The following is a 16,889-nucleotide window of genomic DNA, read 5'->3' on the forward strand; positions in this document are numbered from 1 at the left end:
CGTATCGCGATTTATGTGCCGTGATAAGGAACGCATCATCGGGATGCGAAAGGGAACGGATGATGCGCAAGATCATCAAGTACATCACGATGGTGACGGCCACGGTGGTCGGTCTGGGCACCGCCAGCGCGGCGAGCGCGGGCACCATCATCATCAACGACTCGAATGGCGGCCTCGTGTCCTACGACACGACGACCAAGGCCAGCACGGTGCTCGCCAAGAGCGGTTGCCCGACCCTGTTCGACATCGCGATGAACGCCGGTGGCGATCTGTTCGGCGTTGATGGCGGAACGCTGTACAAGCTGTCGACGACCGGCGTCGCGACCGCGCTCGGCTCGCTGGGTAAGTTCGTCAACGGCCTCGTCTTCGGCTCGGACGGCATTTTGTACGGGTCGGGCGACAACAATCTCTACAAGCTGAACACCAGCACGGGTCAGGCCAGCCTGATCGGCGCCACGGGTCAGCAATCGTCGGGCGATCTGGCCTTCTTCAAGGGGCAGCTCTATCTCGCCAGCGACGCGGGGCTGGCGATGGTCAATCCGCTGACCGGGGCGAGCCAGCTGATCGGTGGGGCGGCGGGCATTTATGGCCTGGCTTCGACGGCCGATACGCTGTTCGGCGTGAAGGACAATGCGATCTACACGATCGACCCGACCACCGGTAATGCGACCTGGACCGCGGCCTATACCAACGGCAATGCCTATGGCGCGGCGTCGAAGCCGGTGTCGGTGCCCGAGCCGGCGACCTGGGCGATGATGCTGCTGGGCCTGGCGCTGGCGGGTTATGCCGTGCGCCGCCGTCAGGGTGCACCGGCCGCTGCCATCGCCTGACCTTTTGGGCTGGGGGCGCTTCTCGCGCGCCTTGCCTGATACGAAAGACCGGTCGCCTTATGGGCGGCCGGTTTTTCGTTGGGATCATCGATTTTTTAGGCCGATCGACATCGGGATAAGAATATCGCAACCGCTTTGGCCGCAGGAACGCATGATTGGTTGAGCCGCCATCTGCCTGCCGGGCAGACGCGGTTTCTGGTCATGGAGTGTTTCGCGTGAAGAATCTGTCCTGGAGCGCTGTCCCCCTCGCCGTGCTGGCCTTGTCGGGATGCCAGTCCAAGCCCGAGGGGCAGGTCGCCGCCAAGGTCGACGGACAGGCGATCACCACGCAGGCGCTGGACGCCGAACTGGCCGACGCGCCGTCGGGCGTCGATCGTCTCGCCTATCGCAAGGCGGTATTGCCCCAGATCGTCGACCGCACCCTGCTGGCGCAGGCGGCGCAGAAGATGGGCCTCGACAAGACTCCCGAATTCGCCGCCCAGCGCGAACGGGAGGAGCAGAAGCTGCTCATCCAGATGCTGGCGCAGAAGCTGGCCAACACCGTGCCGGTGCCCAATGTCCAGGCGGTCGATGCCTATATCGCCGCGCGCCCTTATGAATTCGCGCAGCGGCAGAAATTCTATGTCGACCAGATCCGCTTCGCCAAGCCCGCCACCACCGACGCGCTGCTGGCGCTCGGCCGGTTCACCACGCTGGACGCGCTGGCCGACGAGCTGACCCGCAATGCCACGCCCTTTACCCGCGATCATGTCCTGATCGACTCGGCCTATCTCGACCCGGCCGTCGCGGCGCAGGTCGCCAAGCAGGCGTTCGGCGATCCCATCCTGCTGCCCTATAAGGACGGCTATACCGCCAACGCGATCATCCAGCGCATGGCGGCGCCGACGACCGGCGAACCGGCACGCGGGCTGGCGGCGGAGATCCTGCGGCGCAAGGCGATCGCCGATGCGCTCGGCAAGACGCTGAAGGACCAGCGTCAGAAGGCCAGCATCTCGTACGAGGCAGGATTCAAGCCCGCTGGCAAACCGGCGGCGGATAGCAAGGCCGTCAGCGATGCGGCGGGGCAGGTGCCTGTGAAGTCGGGCGCACAACGCTAAGCGTTTCCTCGCCCCTTCTGCATAAGACCATGCTGCATGGTCGAGGGGGTTCCTCGTGGTTGGGTCGTCGATCCTCGCCGACCGTGACGCCCCTCCGTCAGGTCCGCAGCTTGGCCGTTCTCTCCGGACAGGAGTCCTCTACGAACTCCCTATCCACCATCCCGGCGAAAGCCGGGATCCAGTTGCGGGACGATTGTAAGTTCCTCCGATTGCTGCCCAACCGGACCGCGGCCTTCGCCGGGGTGGTACATGTTATCAGGCGACGTGCCGACTTTCGCCGCGGAATCCTTGCAAGGGAGGAATAACTGACCCGTGCAATCGAGCCTGCCGTAGCGTCATCTGGGCGCGGCAAGCGTTTGCGGTGCAGCAAATATGTAATACGCTTTGCAACCTTCGTCGCGCCTTGCGGGTTAACCGTATCGCGAGGGGAATTGCGGAACTGCCGCTTCCCTCGCGCCTGCAAGGACATGCGATATGGTGGATGCGAACGGAACCGTGATCGAACGACTGGCGCTGATCGGCAATTTCCTGCCACGTCAATGCGGACTCGCGACCTTCACCACCGACGTCTATTCCGCGCTGCGCAACCGGTTCCCCGAACTGGCGGTCGATGTCTATGCGATGGACGACCATCCCGGCCGCTATGCCTATCCCCCGGCGGTGACCGCCGCCATCCCGCAGCATGAGCGCGGCGCCTATATCGACATGGCGCGCCGGATCGAGGCGAGCGGCGCGCAGGCCATCTGGGTTCAGCACGAATATGGCATCTATGGCGGGGCCGCGGGCGAGCATCTGCTGGCGCTGCTCGACCGTACCACGCTGCCCGTGATCGCGACGCTGCACACCGTCCTCGAAAAGCCCTCGGCCGACGAGCGCCGCGTGATGGAAGGGCTGCTGCGCCGCTGCGCCCGGATCATCGTCATGGCCGACAAGGGGCGCGACATTCTCCAGCGCGTCTATGGCGCCGATCCGCGCCAGATTGCGATGATTCCGCATGGCGTGCCGGACCGCGACCTCATCAACCCCGATTCGCTCAAGGCGCGTTTTGGATGGGAAGGACGCAAGGTGGTCTTCACCTTCGGCCTGCTCGCCCCGAACAAGGGGATCGAGACGATCATCGAGGCGCTGCCCGCCGTCGCCGCGCATCACCCCGAACTTCTCTATGTCGTGCTGGGCGCGACGCATCCGAACCTGATCGCGCATGAGGGTGAGGCCTATCGCGACCGGCTGAAGGCGCTAGCCGAGGCGCGCGGCGTCGCCGACAATGTCGCCTTTGTCGACGCGTTCGTCGAGCATGACGAGCTGATCGAATATCTCCAGGCGGCCGATATCTATGCGACGCCCTATACCAACCCCGCCCAGATCACGAGCGGCACGCTGTCCTATGCGGTGGGCGTCGGCAAGGCGGTGATCTCCACGCCTTATGTCCATGCGGTCGAGATTCTGGGCGACGATCACGGCGTCCTGGTCGACTTCTGCGACGCAAGCGCCTTTGCCCGCGAGATCGACCGGCTGCTGTCCGACGAAGCGGCGCGCAATCGCCTGTCGCAGCGGGCCTATGCGCGGGGCCGCACCATGATCTGGCCGCGTCTGGCCGAGGCGGCGGTGGAGCAGATGGCGGCGGCGATCACCGCGCGTCCCCGCCGGATCGCCGGTTCGCATCAGACCAGCATCAAGCCGCTCCAGGCCGACATCGCCGCCGTCGAGCGAATGAGCGACTCGACCGGCATGTTGCAGCATGCCATCTACTCGATCCCCGATCGTCGCCATGGCTATTGTATCGACGATAATGCCCGTGCGCTGATCTTCATGACGCAGGCGCCGGACATCGATCCCGTCACGCGCGATAAGTGGACGACCATTTACGCCTCGTTCCTGCAATATGCCTGGAACCCGGAAGCGCGGCGCTATCGCAACTTCATGCGTTTCGACCGCAGCTGGTGCGAGGATGTCGGGTCGGAGGATTCCAATGGCCGGACCCTCTGGGCGCTGGGCGTGACCGCGCGCGACGCGCAGATGGCCAAGCATCGCGATTGGGCGCAGATGTGGTTCGACGCCACCGCCTCGCTGGCGCTCGACCTGGGATCGCTGCGCGCGCAGGCCTTTGCGATGCTGGGCGCGGCGGCGATGCTGGAGGCACGGCCGGGGCACCAACTGGCGCGCGCCATTCTGGAAAAGCTGCCCCCGCTGCATCTCGCCCTGCTGGAAGAAGCACGGCGGCCCGAGTGGCAATGGTTCGAGATCGTGCTCGCCTATGACAATGCCCGCGTGCCGCAGGCCCTGATCGAGGCGGGGCGGTCGCTGGGTCGGCAGGAGCTGATCGATTGCGGCATTTCGACGCTGGAATGGATCGTTGGGAAGCAGACCTCGCCCGAGGGCCGTTTCCGCGCGGTCGGCAGCGAGAGCTTCGGCCGTCCCTATGCCGAGCCGTTGCAGTTCGACCAGCAGCCGCTGGAGGCGCAGGCGACGGTCGAGGCGTGCCAGTCGGCTTATGCCGCCACCCGCGACCCGCGCTGGATCGCCGAGGGCGAGCGGGCCTATGGCTGGTTCCTGGGCGCCAACGACCTCGACCTGCCGCTGGCGACGGCGCAGGACGGCGGCTGTTTCGACGGGCTGATGCCGACCGGCCTCAACCGCAACCAGGGTGCCGAGTCGATTCTGGCACTTCAACTCGCCAATTGCGCGATAGCCAGGCTTTGCCATTCCGCGTCATCCATGGCAGGAGCCGAACGTCACATTGCCTGACATGCTGTCATGTTTGGGGGATGTGATGAGCGTTTTGGGTAAAGTGGCGAGACGGTAGCGCGATGGATTTGTTCAACCACCGGCTGCGGCTTCATGCCGATCCTTCGCGCGTCGTCGTGCGGCCGTTCCATATTGCCTGGGGCGGCGGCAACGGTGCACCGCCCAGCCGCACCGAGCGGCTGGTGGGCGAGGTTCTGGCCATGTCGCCGCAGGAAGCCCGCGACCAGCTGGAAACCGTGCTGAAGGATTTCGAGGCGCGGCACTGGCAGACGCGGCGCGTCTTCATGACCCGCTACGACCAGATCGAGGATCTGCTGAAGCTCGACGGGTCGAAGATCGGCGATGAGAAGCGCCAGCTGATCGGCGCCTATTTCTGCCACGAATACAGCTATGCCGCCGCCGCGCTGATGAACCCGTCGGCAGTGCCGCATTTCGACCAGACCGGCATCCAGCCGGGGTCGCAGCGCATCCTGATGTCGATGCGCTCGGTGGGTGAGGGGCATATCTCCTCGGTCGCCTTCCGCGAAGGCATCATCAACGATCAGAACCAGCTTCGCCTCGCGCCCGAGCCGCCCTTCGCGACCGCGACCGACGTGCATGGCTGGGGTGAGGAAGACGTGCCGAGTGGCCCGATCACGGTGCATCGCCACCGCGACTCGACGCTGTCGGGCACCGTCATCTTCCCGATCACTCAGGCCCAGTCCAAGGGGCTGGAGGACATGCGGATCGTCCAGTTCACGCATGACGACGGCGCAGTCGAGTGGATCGGCACCTACACCGCCTATGACGGCTCGGGCATCCAGTCCGAACTGATGCGCACCCGCGACTTCCGCGCGTTCGATCTGGTGCCGATGACAGGCGCGGCGGCGCGCAACAAGGGCATGGCGCTATTCCCGCGCAAGGTCGCTGGCCAATATATGATGATCGGGCGGCAGGACGGCGAAAACCTGTTCCTGCTCAAGTCCGACTCGCTGACACACTGGGACGAGGGCGAAAAGATCCTGACCCCCGTCTATCCGTGGGAGCTGGTGCAGATCGGCAATTGCGGTCCGCCCATCGAGACGGACGAGGGTTGGCTGCTGCTGACTCACGGCGTCGGCGCGATGCGCAAATATTCGATCGGCGCGGCGCTGCTCGACAAGAACGATCCGTCCAAGGTGCTCGGCCGGACGAAGCAGCCGATCCTGGCCGCCAAGGATCAGGACCGCGAGGGCTATGTGCCCAACGTCGTCTATTCCTGCGGCGCGATCCGGCACGGCGACTCGCTGTTCCTGCCTTACGGCATCGCGGACAGCTCGATCGGCTTTGCGTTCGTGAAGATCAGCGAGCTTCTTGCCGCGATGTGATGACCGGGGGCGTTGGTAGGGATACCGCGCCATCGACCCTCTTTATTCCTCCCCTGTAAGGGGAGGGGGACCATGCGAAGCATGGTGGAGGGGTGTCCCCCTCTCGATAGCGGGACACTCCTCCGTCAGACCTTCGGCCTGCCACCTCCCCTTGCAGGGGAGGAATGATAGTCGGCTCCCGTAGGATCAGCGCGCCGCTGGCGGCAGGCTGACGACCTGACGGCGCGTGTAGCGATACAGCGCCGCCACGATTCCGAGGAACAGGATCGTCCCCCCGACCAGCGCCGGAGTGGCAAAACCCTCTCCGACCAGTGCCAGCGGCGCGTCGGAATTGGTCAGATAGACGATCCCCGCAAAGCCGACGCCCCACAGGCTCTCGCCGACGATCAGACCGGTCGCGGCCAACACGCCTAACCGCTCGGCGGCTTCGGGGTTCGCGCTGCGCTTGGCCCAGCGGTCATAGGCATGGCCGATGGTGGCGCCGACCACGACCGGCAGCGTGGCCGACATGGGCAGGTAGATGCCCAGCCCCACGCCCAGCGGCGGCAGGCGCAACCAGCCGAGCTTGCCCAGCACCTCATCCATCACGATCACCCCGACGCCGACCAGTGCGCCGATCCCGATCATGCCCCAGTTGAGATCACCGCCCAGCACGCCCTTGGCCAGCGCCGAGATCAGCGCGGCCTGCGGTGCGGACAGCGCGTTGGGGCCAGCCCCCGGTGTGCCCGCAAAGCCCAGCGTCGCGTTGAGCAGGTCGAGAACGGGCGGGATCACCAGGCTGCCGAAGACGACGCCGATGACCAGCGCCACCTGCTGCTTCCACGGCGTCGCACCGACCAGCTCGCCGGTCTTCAGGTCCTGGAGATTGTCGTTGGAGATGGTCGCGACGCCGAACACGACGCCGGTGACGATCAGCGCATAGGCGACCAGCGCCTGCGTGGTCTCGGGGGATGTGCCGCGCCCGAACAGGCCGACGAGGAGCAGCGCTGCGGCCAGGACCGAAAGGATGCCTATGCCCGACACCGGGCTGTTCGAGGCCCCGATCAGACCCGCCATATACCCGCAGACGGCGGCGATCACGAGGCCGATGAGCAGGATGAATAGCAGCGCGCCGCCGATCAGCGCGAAGCCCGACGCGGCGAGCGGCCCGCCCGCGATCACCGACCATAGGAGGCCCGCAATCGGGACCAAAGTCGCCAGTGCCACGGCCGCGACGATGCCGATCGGCAGGTCGCGCTCGCCGATCGCCAGCACTGCGCCGTCGCGCCGTGCCGAGGAAGCAGCTAGCGAGGAGCGGATGCCGCCGACGACCGGCCCGATGATCTTCAACAATGTCCAGATCGCCGCCACCCCGATCACGCCCGCGCCCAGGAAACGCACGTCGCGGCTGAAGATGCCGCCCGCCCAATCGGCGACCGGTCCGGTCGAGGGGGCCATGGCGGTCAGAATGGGCAGTGCCACCCACCATCCGATCGCGATCCCCGCCAGCATCGCGACGCCGACCGACAGGCCGACCAGATGCCCCACCCCAATCAGCGCGAAGGACAGCCCACCCGAAATCCCGGTCGCGCCCGCGCCGGTGCGGAACCAGACGCTTGCCTCAGCCACCGCCAGCTTGGTCTGGGTCAGGATCGCGAACGCGGCCGAGGCGACGGCGTTGACGACGATCAGCCGCAGGCCAGTCGCGCTCTCCGCCTCGCCCTCGCGACTGCCTGCGCCGACCTTCAGCACTTCGGCGGCGGCGCGGCCCTCCGGATAGGGCAGGTCGGTGTCGACGACGAGGGCGCGGCGCAATGGCACCGAGAACATGACGCCGAGAATGCCGCCCGTGGCCGTAATTCCGGCGGTCAGCCAATAGGGAAAACCCTGCCACCAGCCGATCATGACGAGGCCCGGTAGCACGAAGATGATCGCCGCCAGCGTCCCCGCCGCCGAGGCGACCGTCTGGACGATATTGTTCTCCAGCACCGAGCTGTTCGGCAGATAACGCAGGATGGCCATCGATATGACCGCCGCCGGGATCGAGGTGGCGAAGGTCAGCCCGACCTTGAGGCCGAGATAGACGTTCGCGGCGGTGAACAACAGGGTGATGATCCCGCCCAACGCGATGCCGCGAAGGGTCAGTTCGGCAACGGGGCGGGCGGCAGTGGGAGTACGGCTCATGCGCGCAGATGTGGCAGAAGGCGCGGCGCTCGCCTAGCGTTTCGTGTGTGAGGGAGCTTCGGCTTGGTCCGGCGGGAGCGGAAGGAGAAATATTCCTCCCCAACCGCCGTTCAGCCTGGGCGAAGTCGAAGGCTACGCGATTCCACCGCCAAAGGCCCCGCCCCGGCGAAGGCCGGGGTCCACTTGCATGGGCCATCGAAGGCGCGACATCTTCGCCTCCCCCGCAACGGTTCGCGCACCACGAGCTTTATCGGATCTGGCCCCCGGCCTTCGCCGGGGTGGGGCTTGGGGTGAATGGATTCCCGTGGCCTTCGACTTCGCTCAGGCGGAACGGAGGTTGGGATTGGCGGCATTGGCCATGGAGAAGGCTACCCCCGGAACAAATTTCCCAAGACCCCGCGTACCACCGCGCCGACGATCCCGCCGCCCGCATTGGTCGACCGCCGCCGCGAGCCGCCGCCGAACACCTGCTTGCCGATCTCGTTGGCCACCTGTCGCCCGATCGAGGAACTGGCCGAGCGCGCCGCGCTGCTCGCCATCTTGGCCCAGGGGGAGTTGGCCGCCGCCCGCTGTTCGGCGATGCGGGCGCGTTCGGCGTCCTTGGCTGCCTTCGCATCCGCCTTCGCCTGTTGCGCCGCCTGCTTGTCGGCCTCGGTCGCCGCCTTGGCTTCGGCGGCGGCAGCGGCGGCTTCCTGGGTCTTGGCGGCGAGCAGTTCCTCGGCCGATTCGCGGTCGACTGCCTGATCGTATTTCGCACCGACCGCGTCGGTTTCGACCAGTATCTTGCGCTCGTCGGGCGTTGCGGGGCCGACCCGGCTGCGCGGCGGGGCGATCAGGGTACGCTCGACGGGCGAGGGCGAACCGTCGGGCTGGAGCAGCGAGACCAGCGCCTCGCCGACCTTCAACTCGGTGATGGCGGTGGTGACATCGACGCCGGGATTGGCGCGGAACGTTTCCGCTGCCGAGCGCACCGCCGCCTGATCGCGCGGCGTGAAGGCGCGCAGCGCGTGCTGTACGCGGTTGCCCAGCTGTCCGGCGATCTTGTCGGGCACGTCGATCGGGTTCTGGGTGATGAAATAGACGCCGACGCCCTTGGACCGGATCAGCCGCACGACGCGCTCGATCGTGTCGACCAGCGCGGGCGCAGCCTCGTCGAACAGCAGATGCGCCTCGTCGAAGAAGAAAACCAGCTTGGGCTTGTCGGGGTCGCCGATCTCGGGAAGCTGCTCGAACAGTTCGGACAGCAGCCACAGTAGGAAAGTGGCGTAGAGCTTGGGGCTGGCCATCAACTGATCGGCGGCGAGAATATTGACTACGCCGCGTCCCGAGTCATCGACCGCGATCAGGTCGGACAGCTCCAGCGCCGGTTCGCCGAAGAAATGCTCGCCCCCTTGCGTTCGCAACTGGAGCAGCGCGCGCTGGATCGCACCGACCGACTGTTTGGAGACATTGCCATAGGTGGTGGTCAGCTCGTCCGCCCGTGCCGCGCATTCGGCGAGCATCGCCTGGAGGTCGTCCAGGTCGAGGAGGAGCAAGCCTTCCTTGTCCGCAACGTGGAAGGCGATGGTCAGCACGCCCTCCTGCGTCTCGTTCAGGCCCATCATCCGCGCGAGCAGCAGCGGCCCCATCTCCGACACGGTGGCGCGAACGGGATGCCCCTGGGTGCCGAAAAGGTCCCAGAACTGTACCGGCGCGGCCTCATAGGCCCAGTCGGTCATGCCCAGCTCGGCGGCGCGCGCGGTGAAGGCGGCATGCGTTTTGCCCATCGCCGATCCGGCAAGGCCCAGCCCCGACAGGTCGCCCTTCACGTCGGCGACGAAGCTGGGCACGCCCGCGCGGGAAAATCCCTCGACCATGGTTTGCAGCGTCACCGTCTTGCCCGTGCCGGTCGCACCCGCGATCAGGCCGTGCCTGTTCGCGCGCTTGAGGTCGATCGCCTGTGGCTTGCCGCCACCCATGCCGATGAAGATGCCGTCCATGGCGCGCATTGTATCGCCGTGAACGGGGACGGGAATAGCAAAAGGCCGCCGCATCCTTGGGATGCGACGGCCTTTTTGTCTCGGCCCGTAAAGGAGGACGGGTTACTTGATCCGCAGCGGGATCAGCGCACCGGCGATCTTGCCGCGGGTGATCTGCGCCAGCACCTGCGGACGGCCCGCGGACTTGGCGGCGGCTACGACCTGCTGAAGGTCGGCGGCGCTGCGGATCGGCGTGCCATTGACGGCGGTGACGACATCGCCACGCTTCAGCTTGGACGCCGCATCGCTCGACGGATCGACCGCCGCGACGACCACACCCTGCGTCGACGGATCGACGTTGATCGCGCGCGCGATCGCCGGAGTCAGCGGCTGCACCGCCAGACCCAAGCCGCCACCGGGCGTCGGTGTGGTCTGGGCATCGTCGTCCTCGTCGGGGAAGGCGTCGGAGCCATCGCCCATGGTCGAGCGCAGTTCCTCGTTCGATGGCCGGGTCGCGGCGGTCGCGGTCAGCGACACCGGCTTGCCGCCGCGCAGCACTTCCAGATTGACGCGGCCGCCCGGCGGCACGTTCGCGATCAGATAGGACAGGGTCTGCTCGGGCGTGACCGACTGGCCGTTGACCTTGGTCACGACGTCGAACGCCTTCAGGCCGGCCTTGGCGGCGGGGCCGTTGGGCTCGACCTTGGCGATGATCTCGCCCTGCCCCTTGGGCACGCCCAGCGAGGCGGCGACATCGTCGGTGACCGGGCCGCCGATCTGCACGCCCAGATAGCCGCGCTCAATCTTCTGGCCCTTCATCAGGCGGTCGATGATCGGCTTGGCGTCTTCGGCCGGGATGGCGAAGCCGATGCCGATATTGCCGCCCGACTGCGAATAGATCTGGCTGTTGATGCCGATGACGTTGCCATTCATGTCGAACATCGGGCCGCCCGAGTTGCCCTGGTTGATCGCGGCGTCGGTCTGGATGAAGCGGTCATTCGCACCACCCTGGCCGGTGACGCGGTGCACGGCCGAGACGATGCCGGCGGTCACGGTGCTCGACAGGCCGAAGGGCTGGCCGATCGCCAGCACCCAGTCACCCGGCCGCGCGCGCGACGAGTCGCCGAAGCGGACGAAGGGCAGGTTCTTGCCGTCGATCTTCAGGACCGCGAGGTCGGAGGTCTCGTCGCGGCCGACGACCTTGGCGGTATATTCCTTGCGGTCGTTCAGCGTCACGGTGATCGAATCGACCGACGCGCCCGCCGCGCCCGGCGCGATGACGTGGTTGTTGGTGACGATATAGCCGTCGGGCGAGATCAGGAAGCCCGAGCCCAGCGACATGCCCTCACGCTTTTGCGGCTGCGGCCCGGCCTGACCGCCGAACTGGCCGAAAAAGCCCTCGAACGGCGTACCGGCGAACGGATTGGCAGGCTGTTTGGTGGTGATCGACTGCTTGGTCGAGATGTTGACGACGGCGGGCTGGAGCTTGGCGACCATGTCGGCAAAGCTCATCGGCGCGCCGGCACGCGGGGCGACCGCCTGGATCGCGCCGGGTTCGTTCTGCGCGACCTGGGCGGTTCCGGGCTGAAGGGCCAGGGTCGCGGTCGCACCACCGAGGAGGAGCGCACTGGTAATGGCGTAGGCGTAGCGCACTGGGCTAGGGTCCTCTCAAAGAAAATTCAGTTTGACCGTGACCTATTTGCCACGGTTTGGCTGAACGACGCTTGAATATGAACGAGCGGAAAGGTGGAATCTCCACCTATCGGCCCGGCGCGGTGAATTCCTTCAGATAGCTGTTCTCGGGCGACAGAATGATCTGGGTCGTCCCTCGTTCCTGATTGTTGCCGTCCGCGCCGAAGGTATGGCGATAGGACTGCATGGCGCGGTAGAAATCATAGAAGCCCGGGTCCTTGCCGAACGCCTGGGCATAGATTTGCGCGGCCTGGGCATCGGCATCGGCGCGAACGATCTGCGCCTGCTTCTGGCCTTGCGCGGCGATGGTGATCGCCTCCTGCTGGCGGGCGGTCCGCATCCGGGCGAGCGCGCTGTCGAGCGGCGTGCCCTCGGGCAGTTCGGCTTCCTTGATGCGGACGTCGACGATCTGGACGCCGTACTGGCGCGCGATCCGGTCGAGCCGGACCTGGATCGCGTCCATCACCTGACCGCGCTCGGGGCTGAGCAGTTCGGACGAACGCCGCTTGCCCAGTTCGTTGCGCAGCGCCGAGCCGAAGATCGGGCGAAGCTGGTTGATGACGCCGTCCACGCTGCCCGCCGTCGCCAGCATCCGACGTGGATCGATCACGCGGAAGCGGGCAAAGGCGTCGACGTTCATGCGCAGCTGGTCGGTCGACAGCACCTGGGTCTTTTCCAGGTCGAGGTCGAGCACGCGCTTGTCGACCCAGACGATCCGGTCGACGAAGGGAATGCGCGCGATCAGCCCAGCGCCGCTATCGCCCAGCTGTTCGCCCGGCCGATAGCCGTTGACCACCCGGCGCGGTTGCTCGAACCGATAGATCACCGCCTGCTTGGTCTCAGGCACGATCGAGAAGGTCGAGGCGGCGATGATGACCGCGATCAGCAAGGCGACGCCCAGCACGATCGGGTTGCGTGCGTTCAGGCCGTTCACTGGCCACCTCCCTGCGCGGCACCGGCGGCAGGCGGCGTCGCCGGTGCCGTCGCGGTGATCTCGGGCGGCAGCGGCCTGGCCTGCCCCTTGGACAGCGGCAGATAGGGCACGACGCCCGGCGTCTCGACGATGGTCTTGTCCGACTTGGCCAGCACGGCCTCCATGGTCTCGTAATACATGCGGCGGCGGGTCACTTCGGGGGCCAGGTGATATTGTTCGTACACCTTGTCGAACTGCGCCGCCTCGCCCTGCGCACGGGCCACGACCTGCTGCGCATAGGAGCGCGCCTGGTTCACGTCGGCGACCGCGCGCTGCTGCGCCACCGTCACCTTGTTGAAGTCGTCGACGATCTGCTGCGGCGGGGCGGCCTGCTTGATCGCCACGCCCTGAATCCGCACGCCCGCGCGATATTCGTTCAGGATCGACTGGGTCATCTCCTGCACGCGCTGTTCGATGCCGGTACGCCCCGAACCCAGCGCCTGGTCGAGCGAGGTGTCGGCGATCACCGCGCGCATCGCGCTCTCGGCGGCTGCGCGCACCGTCGTCTGGGGCTGCGCCAGACGGAAGGCGTAGTCGCGCGGATTGGCGATGTCCCAGCGGACCGAATAGGTCAGGTCGATGATGTTCTGGTCATTGGTCAGGACCAGATTCTCGCCCGACCCTTCCGGGAAATTCTCGGTACGGATCTTCTGCACGTCCAGCACGCGGACGCTGGCGATGGGGGAGGGGGCGGTGATCTGGATGCCCGGCTCCAGGATGCCGGTATAGCGACCGAAATAGGTGACGACGCCGCGCTGCTGCGGCCCGATCGGATGGATCGAGGTGTACAGCAGCCAGATGACGATCAGGATCGCGGCACCGATCGCCCAGAGCGTACGCCCGCCCGGCGCGCCGGGAAGACCGCCGAAGCCGCCGCCCGATCCGCCCGGACCCTCACCGGGGCCGCCGCCGCCCGAGCCGCGCGCCTTGCGGATGAATTCATCCAGCGCGGTGGGCTTGCCCGGTGCCTTGCGGCCGCCCGGCGGAACCGCCCAAGGGTTGCGGGGACCGTTGTCGGGATCCTCGCCAGACCCGCCCCAGGGGCCTTTTGGCGTGTTGGCGGCTAGGATGGGGGGGCGTTGAAACCGGCCCGTCAGCTTTCTCATAGTCATCGTTATAGGAACGGTTCGCCGACAAAAACAGTGCCAAGCCGCGCATCGCGTCCTATCTGGCCGCCATGAGCATCATCGAGACGGTAAAGGCGGCGGTCGCCGCGGTGGCGGGCAAGCGCGCGAATGTGCGGATGGAGGGCGCGCGGGCGGGGGTCGTGCTCGACACCACCGGGCTGGATGGCGCGGGCCGCCAGGCGCTGGAGGAAGAGGTGAAGGCCGCTGCGATCCAGTCGGGCGCCGAGGATGTCCGCGTCGTCCTGACCGCCGAGAAGCGGGAGCGTCGCATCATCGCGGTCGCCAGCGGCAAGGGCGGGGTGGGCAAGTCCACCCTGTCGGCCAATCTCGCCATCGCGCTGGCGCGGGCTGGCCGCAAGACGGGTCTTGTCGATGCCGATATCTATGGCCCTTCCCAGCCCCGCCTGATGGCCGCCGAAGGCGTGAAGCCCGTCGCGCAGGACGGCAAGCTGCAACCCGTACCGACGCCTCACGGCGTGTCGCTGCTGTCGATGGGCCAGCTGGTCGAGCCGGACAAGGCGATCGCATGGCGCGGGCCGATGGCGGCGGGCGCGCTCAGCCAGCTGGTCGACGGCGACTGGGGTGCGACCGAGCTTCTCGTCCTCGACCTGCCGCCCGGCACCGGCGACGTGCAGCTGACCATGGTGCAGAAGCATCGCCCGGCGGGGGCGGTGATCGTCTCGACGCCGCAGGATCTGGCGCTGATCGACGCGCGGCGGGCGATCGACCTGTTTACCAAGGCGGGGGTGCCGATCATCGGCCTGGTCGAGAATATGGCGGGCTATTGCTGTCCGCATTGCGGCGGCATTTCGGACCCGTTCGGATCGGGCGGGGCGGAGGCGGCGGCGACCGAGCTGGGCATCCCGTTCCTGGGCCGGGTGCCGCTGACCATCGCGATTCGCACCGCCTCCGACGCGGGCCAGCCCCCGGCGGCGAGCGAGGACGATACGGTCTTCGCCCCGCTGGCCGTGCAGGTCGCGAACTGGCTGGACGGTCAGGGGTCTGTTTGAAAACGTGCTTTGGCACGTTTTGCCGCACCGGCCCGCTCCCCCACCCGACCTCCCATCAAGGATACTCTGTGGGAGGTCGGGTGGGGGAGCGTGCCGGTGCCGCCCCAAAACTCGCCTTCAGCGAGTTTTCAAACGCACGCTGAAACCGGCGGCATGGCGGGGCGTTGAGGCGCGATAACCCGCCGCTTTTCCGAACGATAGTCCGGTGGTCGGTGGCGAACAGGGGATAGCCGATGCCGTTGACCGCCGATGAGGATATTCGCGACCTGCTGGCCAAGGCGCGCACCATCGCGCTGGTCGGCGCGTCGGACCGGCCCGACCGTCCATCCTATGGCGTGATGAAGCGGTTGCAGGATCACGGCTACCGCGTGATCCCGGTCAATCCGCAGATCACCGGCGAGCATGTCCACGGCGAATTCGTCTTCCGTGAGCTGGGCCAGCTGGGCGATCCCATCGACATCGTCGACATCTTCCGCCGGTCCGAGGCGGCGGGCGACGTGGTGGACGAGGCGATCGCGATCGGGGCCAAGGCCGTGTGGATGCAGCTGGGCGTCGTCAACGAAGCCGCGGCCGCGCGCGCCGAGGCCGCCGGGCTGAAGGTGGTGATGAACCGCTGCCCCGCGATCGAGATTCCGCGCCTCGGCGTGCCACCGGTCGGGTAGGACTGAAAAAACAAAAGGGCGAAGAGCGACATATAAAAGGGGAGAGAGACGATGGTGCCGCTGCTGCTGTTATGGGCCGCTCCTATCGCGGAGGGGGAGCACAAGATGTCCCTGCCGCGCCTGACGCCGACTTGCACCCTGTCCACCTGTCATGGCGGCAAGCGTCCTTCGCCCTATCGCCTCGCGCCCAGCCATGCGGTGCCGATCGACTCCAAGGCCCGAGCCTTCGCCAATGACGGCACCTATTGCGCGGTGGTCGGCGACAAATACTGCACCAGCAAGCCGCGCACCCTGTTCCGCACCGCGATTGATTAGCGGGCGCAACGGGCAGTAGGATCGCCAACCGAGGAGGATCGCCGATGCTGCCCCTGTTGCTGATTGCCCTGCAGGCGGTGCCCGCTGCCCCGTCGCCTGAGCATGACCGCGTCTCGATCCTGCTGCCCGATTGCCCGGTGTCGACGGATGCGAAGCAGGACGTCGTGGTCTGTGGCCGTCGTCCGGGAACCGACCGCGCGCCCGAATTGCGGGGCGAGCCCTCCTCCGGCCCGGTACCGTCCAATCCTGAACTGACCGGCATCGGTGCCCTGCGCGCGGAGGCCACGCCCTGCGCCGCCACGCAATGGGGGTGTGCCTCGCAGGTCAATCTGGTCGCCCCCGCGCTGATGCTCGCCAACGAGGCGCGGATCGGCATCAGCAAATTGTTCGACAAGTCGCGGGACAAGAGCAAGAGGGTGCCGATCGCGCTCGACGGACCGGAGCCTCAGGGGCATCTGGAGCCGTAGACGATACGCCGCCGTCATGACGCTGGCGGTCGGCCCGGAAAAGGGGCATGATCCGGCGGGCTCCAGCTTTCAGGCGGGGAGCGGACGATGCCGGGAGAGCGTCATGATTGCGACGATGCTGGTCATGGTGATGGCGGGACTGTCGGCACAGGGCGAGGACGCCCCGCCACCCTCCGTGGAGACGATCGTGGCGAAGACCCGCCGGTTGACCAGCGTCGAGACGCGCTGCGTCCATGATCCCAACGCCACCGACATCACCGTCTGCGGCCGTCGCAACGCCGACCGCTTCCGCATCCCCTTCGAGGTGCCGCCCGAACCCGGTGATCCCCGGCATGAGGGGGTGGCGGAGGAACGCACCCGGCTCCTCGCGCGGACCACGCCGCTCAAGGAGCTGTCGCCCTTTCAGGTCGGTGGCGGCATGGCGGGGTTGACGATGGACACCAACGCGCGCGGCAGCGGCGGCAAGCCTACCCTGCGCAAGCCCGCACCGTGATGGAAGGGAAG

Annotated in this window: 14 protein-coding genes; 9 read left to right on the forward strand and 5 right to left on the reverse strand. The window is 66.9% G+C overall.

Features of this window, described 5'->3' with window-relative positions:
* Nucleotides 1–62: 62 nt before the first annotated feature.
* From KV697_RS20185 to KV697_RS16150, 4 genes are all read left to right on the forward strand, one after another.
* A complete protein-coding gene (locus tag KV697_RS20185; RefSeq protein ID WP_257575378.1) occupies nt 63–830 on the forward strand; it encodes a PEPxxWA-CTERM sorting domain-containing protein in 768 nt (255 codons plus the stop codon).
* Between the two features lie 215 nt (nt 831–1,045).
* On the forward strand, nt 1,046–1,927 hold the full coding sequence (locus KV697_RS16140; RefSeq protein ID WP_219019057.1) for a SurA N-terminal domain-containing protein: 882 nt from the start codon (nt 1,046–1,048) through the stop codon (nt 1,925–1,927).
* Between the two features lie 474 nt (nt 1,928–2,401).
* The gene (locus tag KV697_RS16145) at nt 2,402–4,672 is read left to right on the forward strand and encodes a glycosyltransferase family 4 protein (RefSeq protein ID WP_219019058.1); all 2,271 of its coding nucleotides are present in this window, start codon (nt 2,402–2,404) and stop codon (nt 4,670–4,672) included.
* Nucleotides 4,673–4,734: 62 nt separating this feature from the next.
* Complete coding sequence (locus KV697_RS16150) at nt 4,735–6,018, forward strand: glycoside hydrolase family 130 protein (protein WP_219019059.1); 1,284 nt, start codon at nt 4,735–4,737, stop codon at nt 6,016–6,018.
* Between the two features lie 186 nt (nt 6,019–6,204).
* On the opposite strand, the gene KV697_RS16155 is transcribed toward KV697_RS16150, so the two are convergent.
* The 5 genes from KV697_RS16155 to hflK form a co-directional block, all read right to left on the reverse strand.
* On the reverse strand, nt 6,205–8,181 hold the full coding sequence (locus KV697_RS16155) for an OPT family oligopeptide transporter (RefSeq protein ID WP_219019060.1): 1,977 nt from the start codon (nt 8,179–8,181) through the stop codon (nt 6,205–6,207).
* 368 nt (nt 8,182–8,549) lie between these two features.
* Nucleotides 8,550–10,160, reverse strand: a complete 1,611-nt coding sequence (locus KV697_RS16160; protein ID WP_219019061.1) for a helicase HerA-like domain-containing protein — start codon at nt 10,158–10,160, stop codon at nt 8,550–8,552.
* A gap of 102 nt (nt 10,161–10,262) precedes the next feature.
* Nucleotides 10,263–11,792: a Do family serine endopeptidase gene (locus KV697_RS16165; protein ID WP_219019062.1), complete on the reverse strand. Its 1,530-nt coding sequence runs from the start codon at nt 11,790–11,792 to the stop codon at nt 10,263–10,265.
* Nucleotides 11,793–11,898: 106 nt separating this feature from the next.
* Nucleotides 11,899–12,765 carry a protease modulator HflC gene (gene hflC, locus KV697_RS16170; protein ID WP_219019063.1) on the reverse strand — a complete coding sequence of 289 codons (867 nt, stop codon included), beginning with the start codon at nt 12,763–12,765 and terminating at the stop codon, nt 11,899–11,901.
* Entirely contained in the window at nt 12,762–13,910 is a 1,149-nt protein-coding gene (gene hflK, locus KV697_RS16175) for a protease modulator HflK (protein ID WP_219021448.1), read from the reverse strand. Before hflK ends, hflC begins: the two co-directional genes overlap by 4 nt.
* Before the next feature lie 71 nt (nt 13,911–13,981).
* On the opposite strand from hflK, the gene KV697_RS16180 reads away from it, so the two are divergent.
* The 5 genes from KV697_RS16180 (at nt 13,982) to KV697_RS16200 (ending at nt 16,878) form a co-directional block, all read left to right on the forward strand.
* Nucleotides 13,982–14,941, forward strand: a complete 960-nt coding sequence (locus tag KV697_RS16180) for an Mrp/NBP35 family ATP-binding protein (protein WP_219019064.1) — start codon at nt 13,982–13,984, stop codon at nt 14,939–14,941.
* Nucleotides 14,942–15,174: 233 nt separating this feature from the next.
* Nucleotides 15,175–15,603: a CoA-binding protein gene (locus KV697_RS16185; RefSeq protein WP_219019065.1), complete on the forward strand. Its 429-nt coding sequence runs from the start codon at nt 15,175–15,177 to the stop codon at nt 15,601–15,603.
* Between the two features lie 105 nt (nt 15,604–15,708).
* Nucleotides 15,709–15,918 carry a hypothetical protein gene (locus tag KV697_RS16190; RefSeq protein WP_219019066.1) on the forward strand — a complete coding sequence of 70 codons (210 nt, stop codon included), beginning with the start codon at nt 15,709–15,711 and terminating at the stop codon, nt 15,916–15,918.
* Between the two features lie 44 nt (nt 15,919–15,962).
* Nucleotides 15,963–16,385: a hypothetical protein gene (locus KV697_RS16195; protein ID WP_219019067.1), complete on the forward strand. Its 423-nt coding sequence runs from the start codon at nt 15,963–15,965 to the stop codon at nt 16,383–16,385.
* Between the two features lie 16 nt (nt 16,386–16,401).
* Complete coding sequence (locus tag KV697_RS16200) at nt 16,402–16,878, forward strand: hypothetical protein (protein WP_257575379.1); 477 nt, start codon at nt 16,402–16,404, stop codon at nt 16,876–16,878.
* Nucleotides 16,879–16,889: the final 11 nt, after the last annotated feature.

The organism is Sphingomonas sanguinis (assembly GCF_019297835.1).
Taxonomy (GTDB): domain Bacteria; phylum Pseudomonadota; class Alphaproteobacteria; order Sphingomonadales; family Sphingomonadaceae; genus Sphingomonas; species Sphingomonas sanguinis_D.

What these genes read in the sequence shown, in the direction of transcription:
- KV697_RS20185 (WP_257575378.1), top strand. Translation starts at nt 63, where the DNA reads ATGCGCAAGATCATCAAGTACATCACGATGGTGACGGCCACGGTGGTC.
- KV697_RS16145 (WP_219019058.1), top strand. Translation starts at nt 2,402, where the DNA reads ATGGTGGATGCGAACGGAACCGTGATCGAACGACTGGCGCTGATCGGC.
- KV697_RS16150 (WP_219019059.1), top strand. Translation starts at nt 4,735, where the DNA reads ATGGATTTGTTCAACCACCGGCTGCGGCTTCATGCCGATCCTTCGCGC.
- KV697_RS16155 (WP_219019060.1), bottom strand. Translation starts at nt 8,181, where the DNA reads ATGAGCCGTACTCCCACTGCCGCCCGCCCCGTTGCCGAACTGACCCTT.
- KV697_RS16160 (WP_219019061.1), bottom strand. Translation starts at nt 10,160, where the DNA reads ATGGACGGCATCTTCATCGGCATGGGTGGCGGCAAGCCACAGGCGATC.
- hflK (WP_219021448.1), bottom strand. Translation starts at nt 13,910, where the DNA reads ATGAGAAAGCTGACGGGCCGGTTTCAACGCCCCCCCATCCTAGCCGCC.
- KV697_RS16180 (WP_219019064.1), top strand. Translation starts at nt 13,982, where the DNA reads ATGAGCATCATCGAGACGGTAAAGGCGGCGGTCGCCGCGGTGGCGGGC.
- KV697_RS16185 (WP_219019065.1), top strand. Translation starts at nt 15,175, where the DNA reads ATGCCGTTGACCGCCGATGAGGATATTCGCGACCTGCTGGCCAAGGCG.
- KV697_RS16190 (WP_219019066.1), top strand. Translation starts at nt 15,709, where the DNA reads ATGTCCCTGCCGCGCCTGACGCCGACTTGCACCCTGTCCACCTGTCAT.
- KV697_RS16195 (WP_219019067.1), top strand. Translation starts at nt 15,963, where the DNA reads ATGCTGCCCCTGTTGCTGATTGCCCTGCAGGCGGTGCCCGCTGCCCCG.
- KV697_RS16200 (WP_257575379.1), top strand. Translation starts at nt 16,402, where the DNA reads ATGACGCTGGCGGTCGGCCCGGAAAAGGGGCATGATCCGGCGGGCTCC.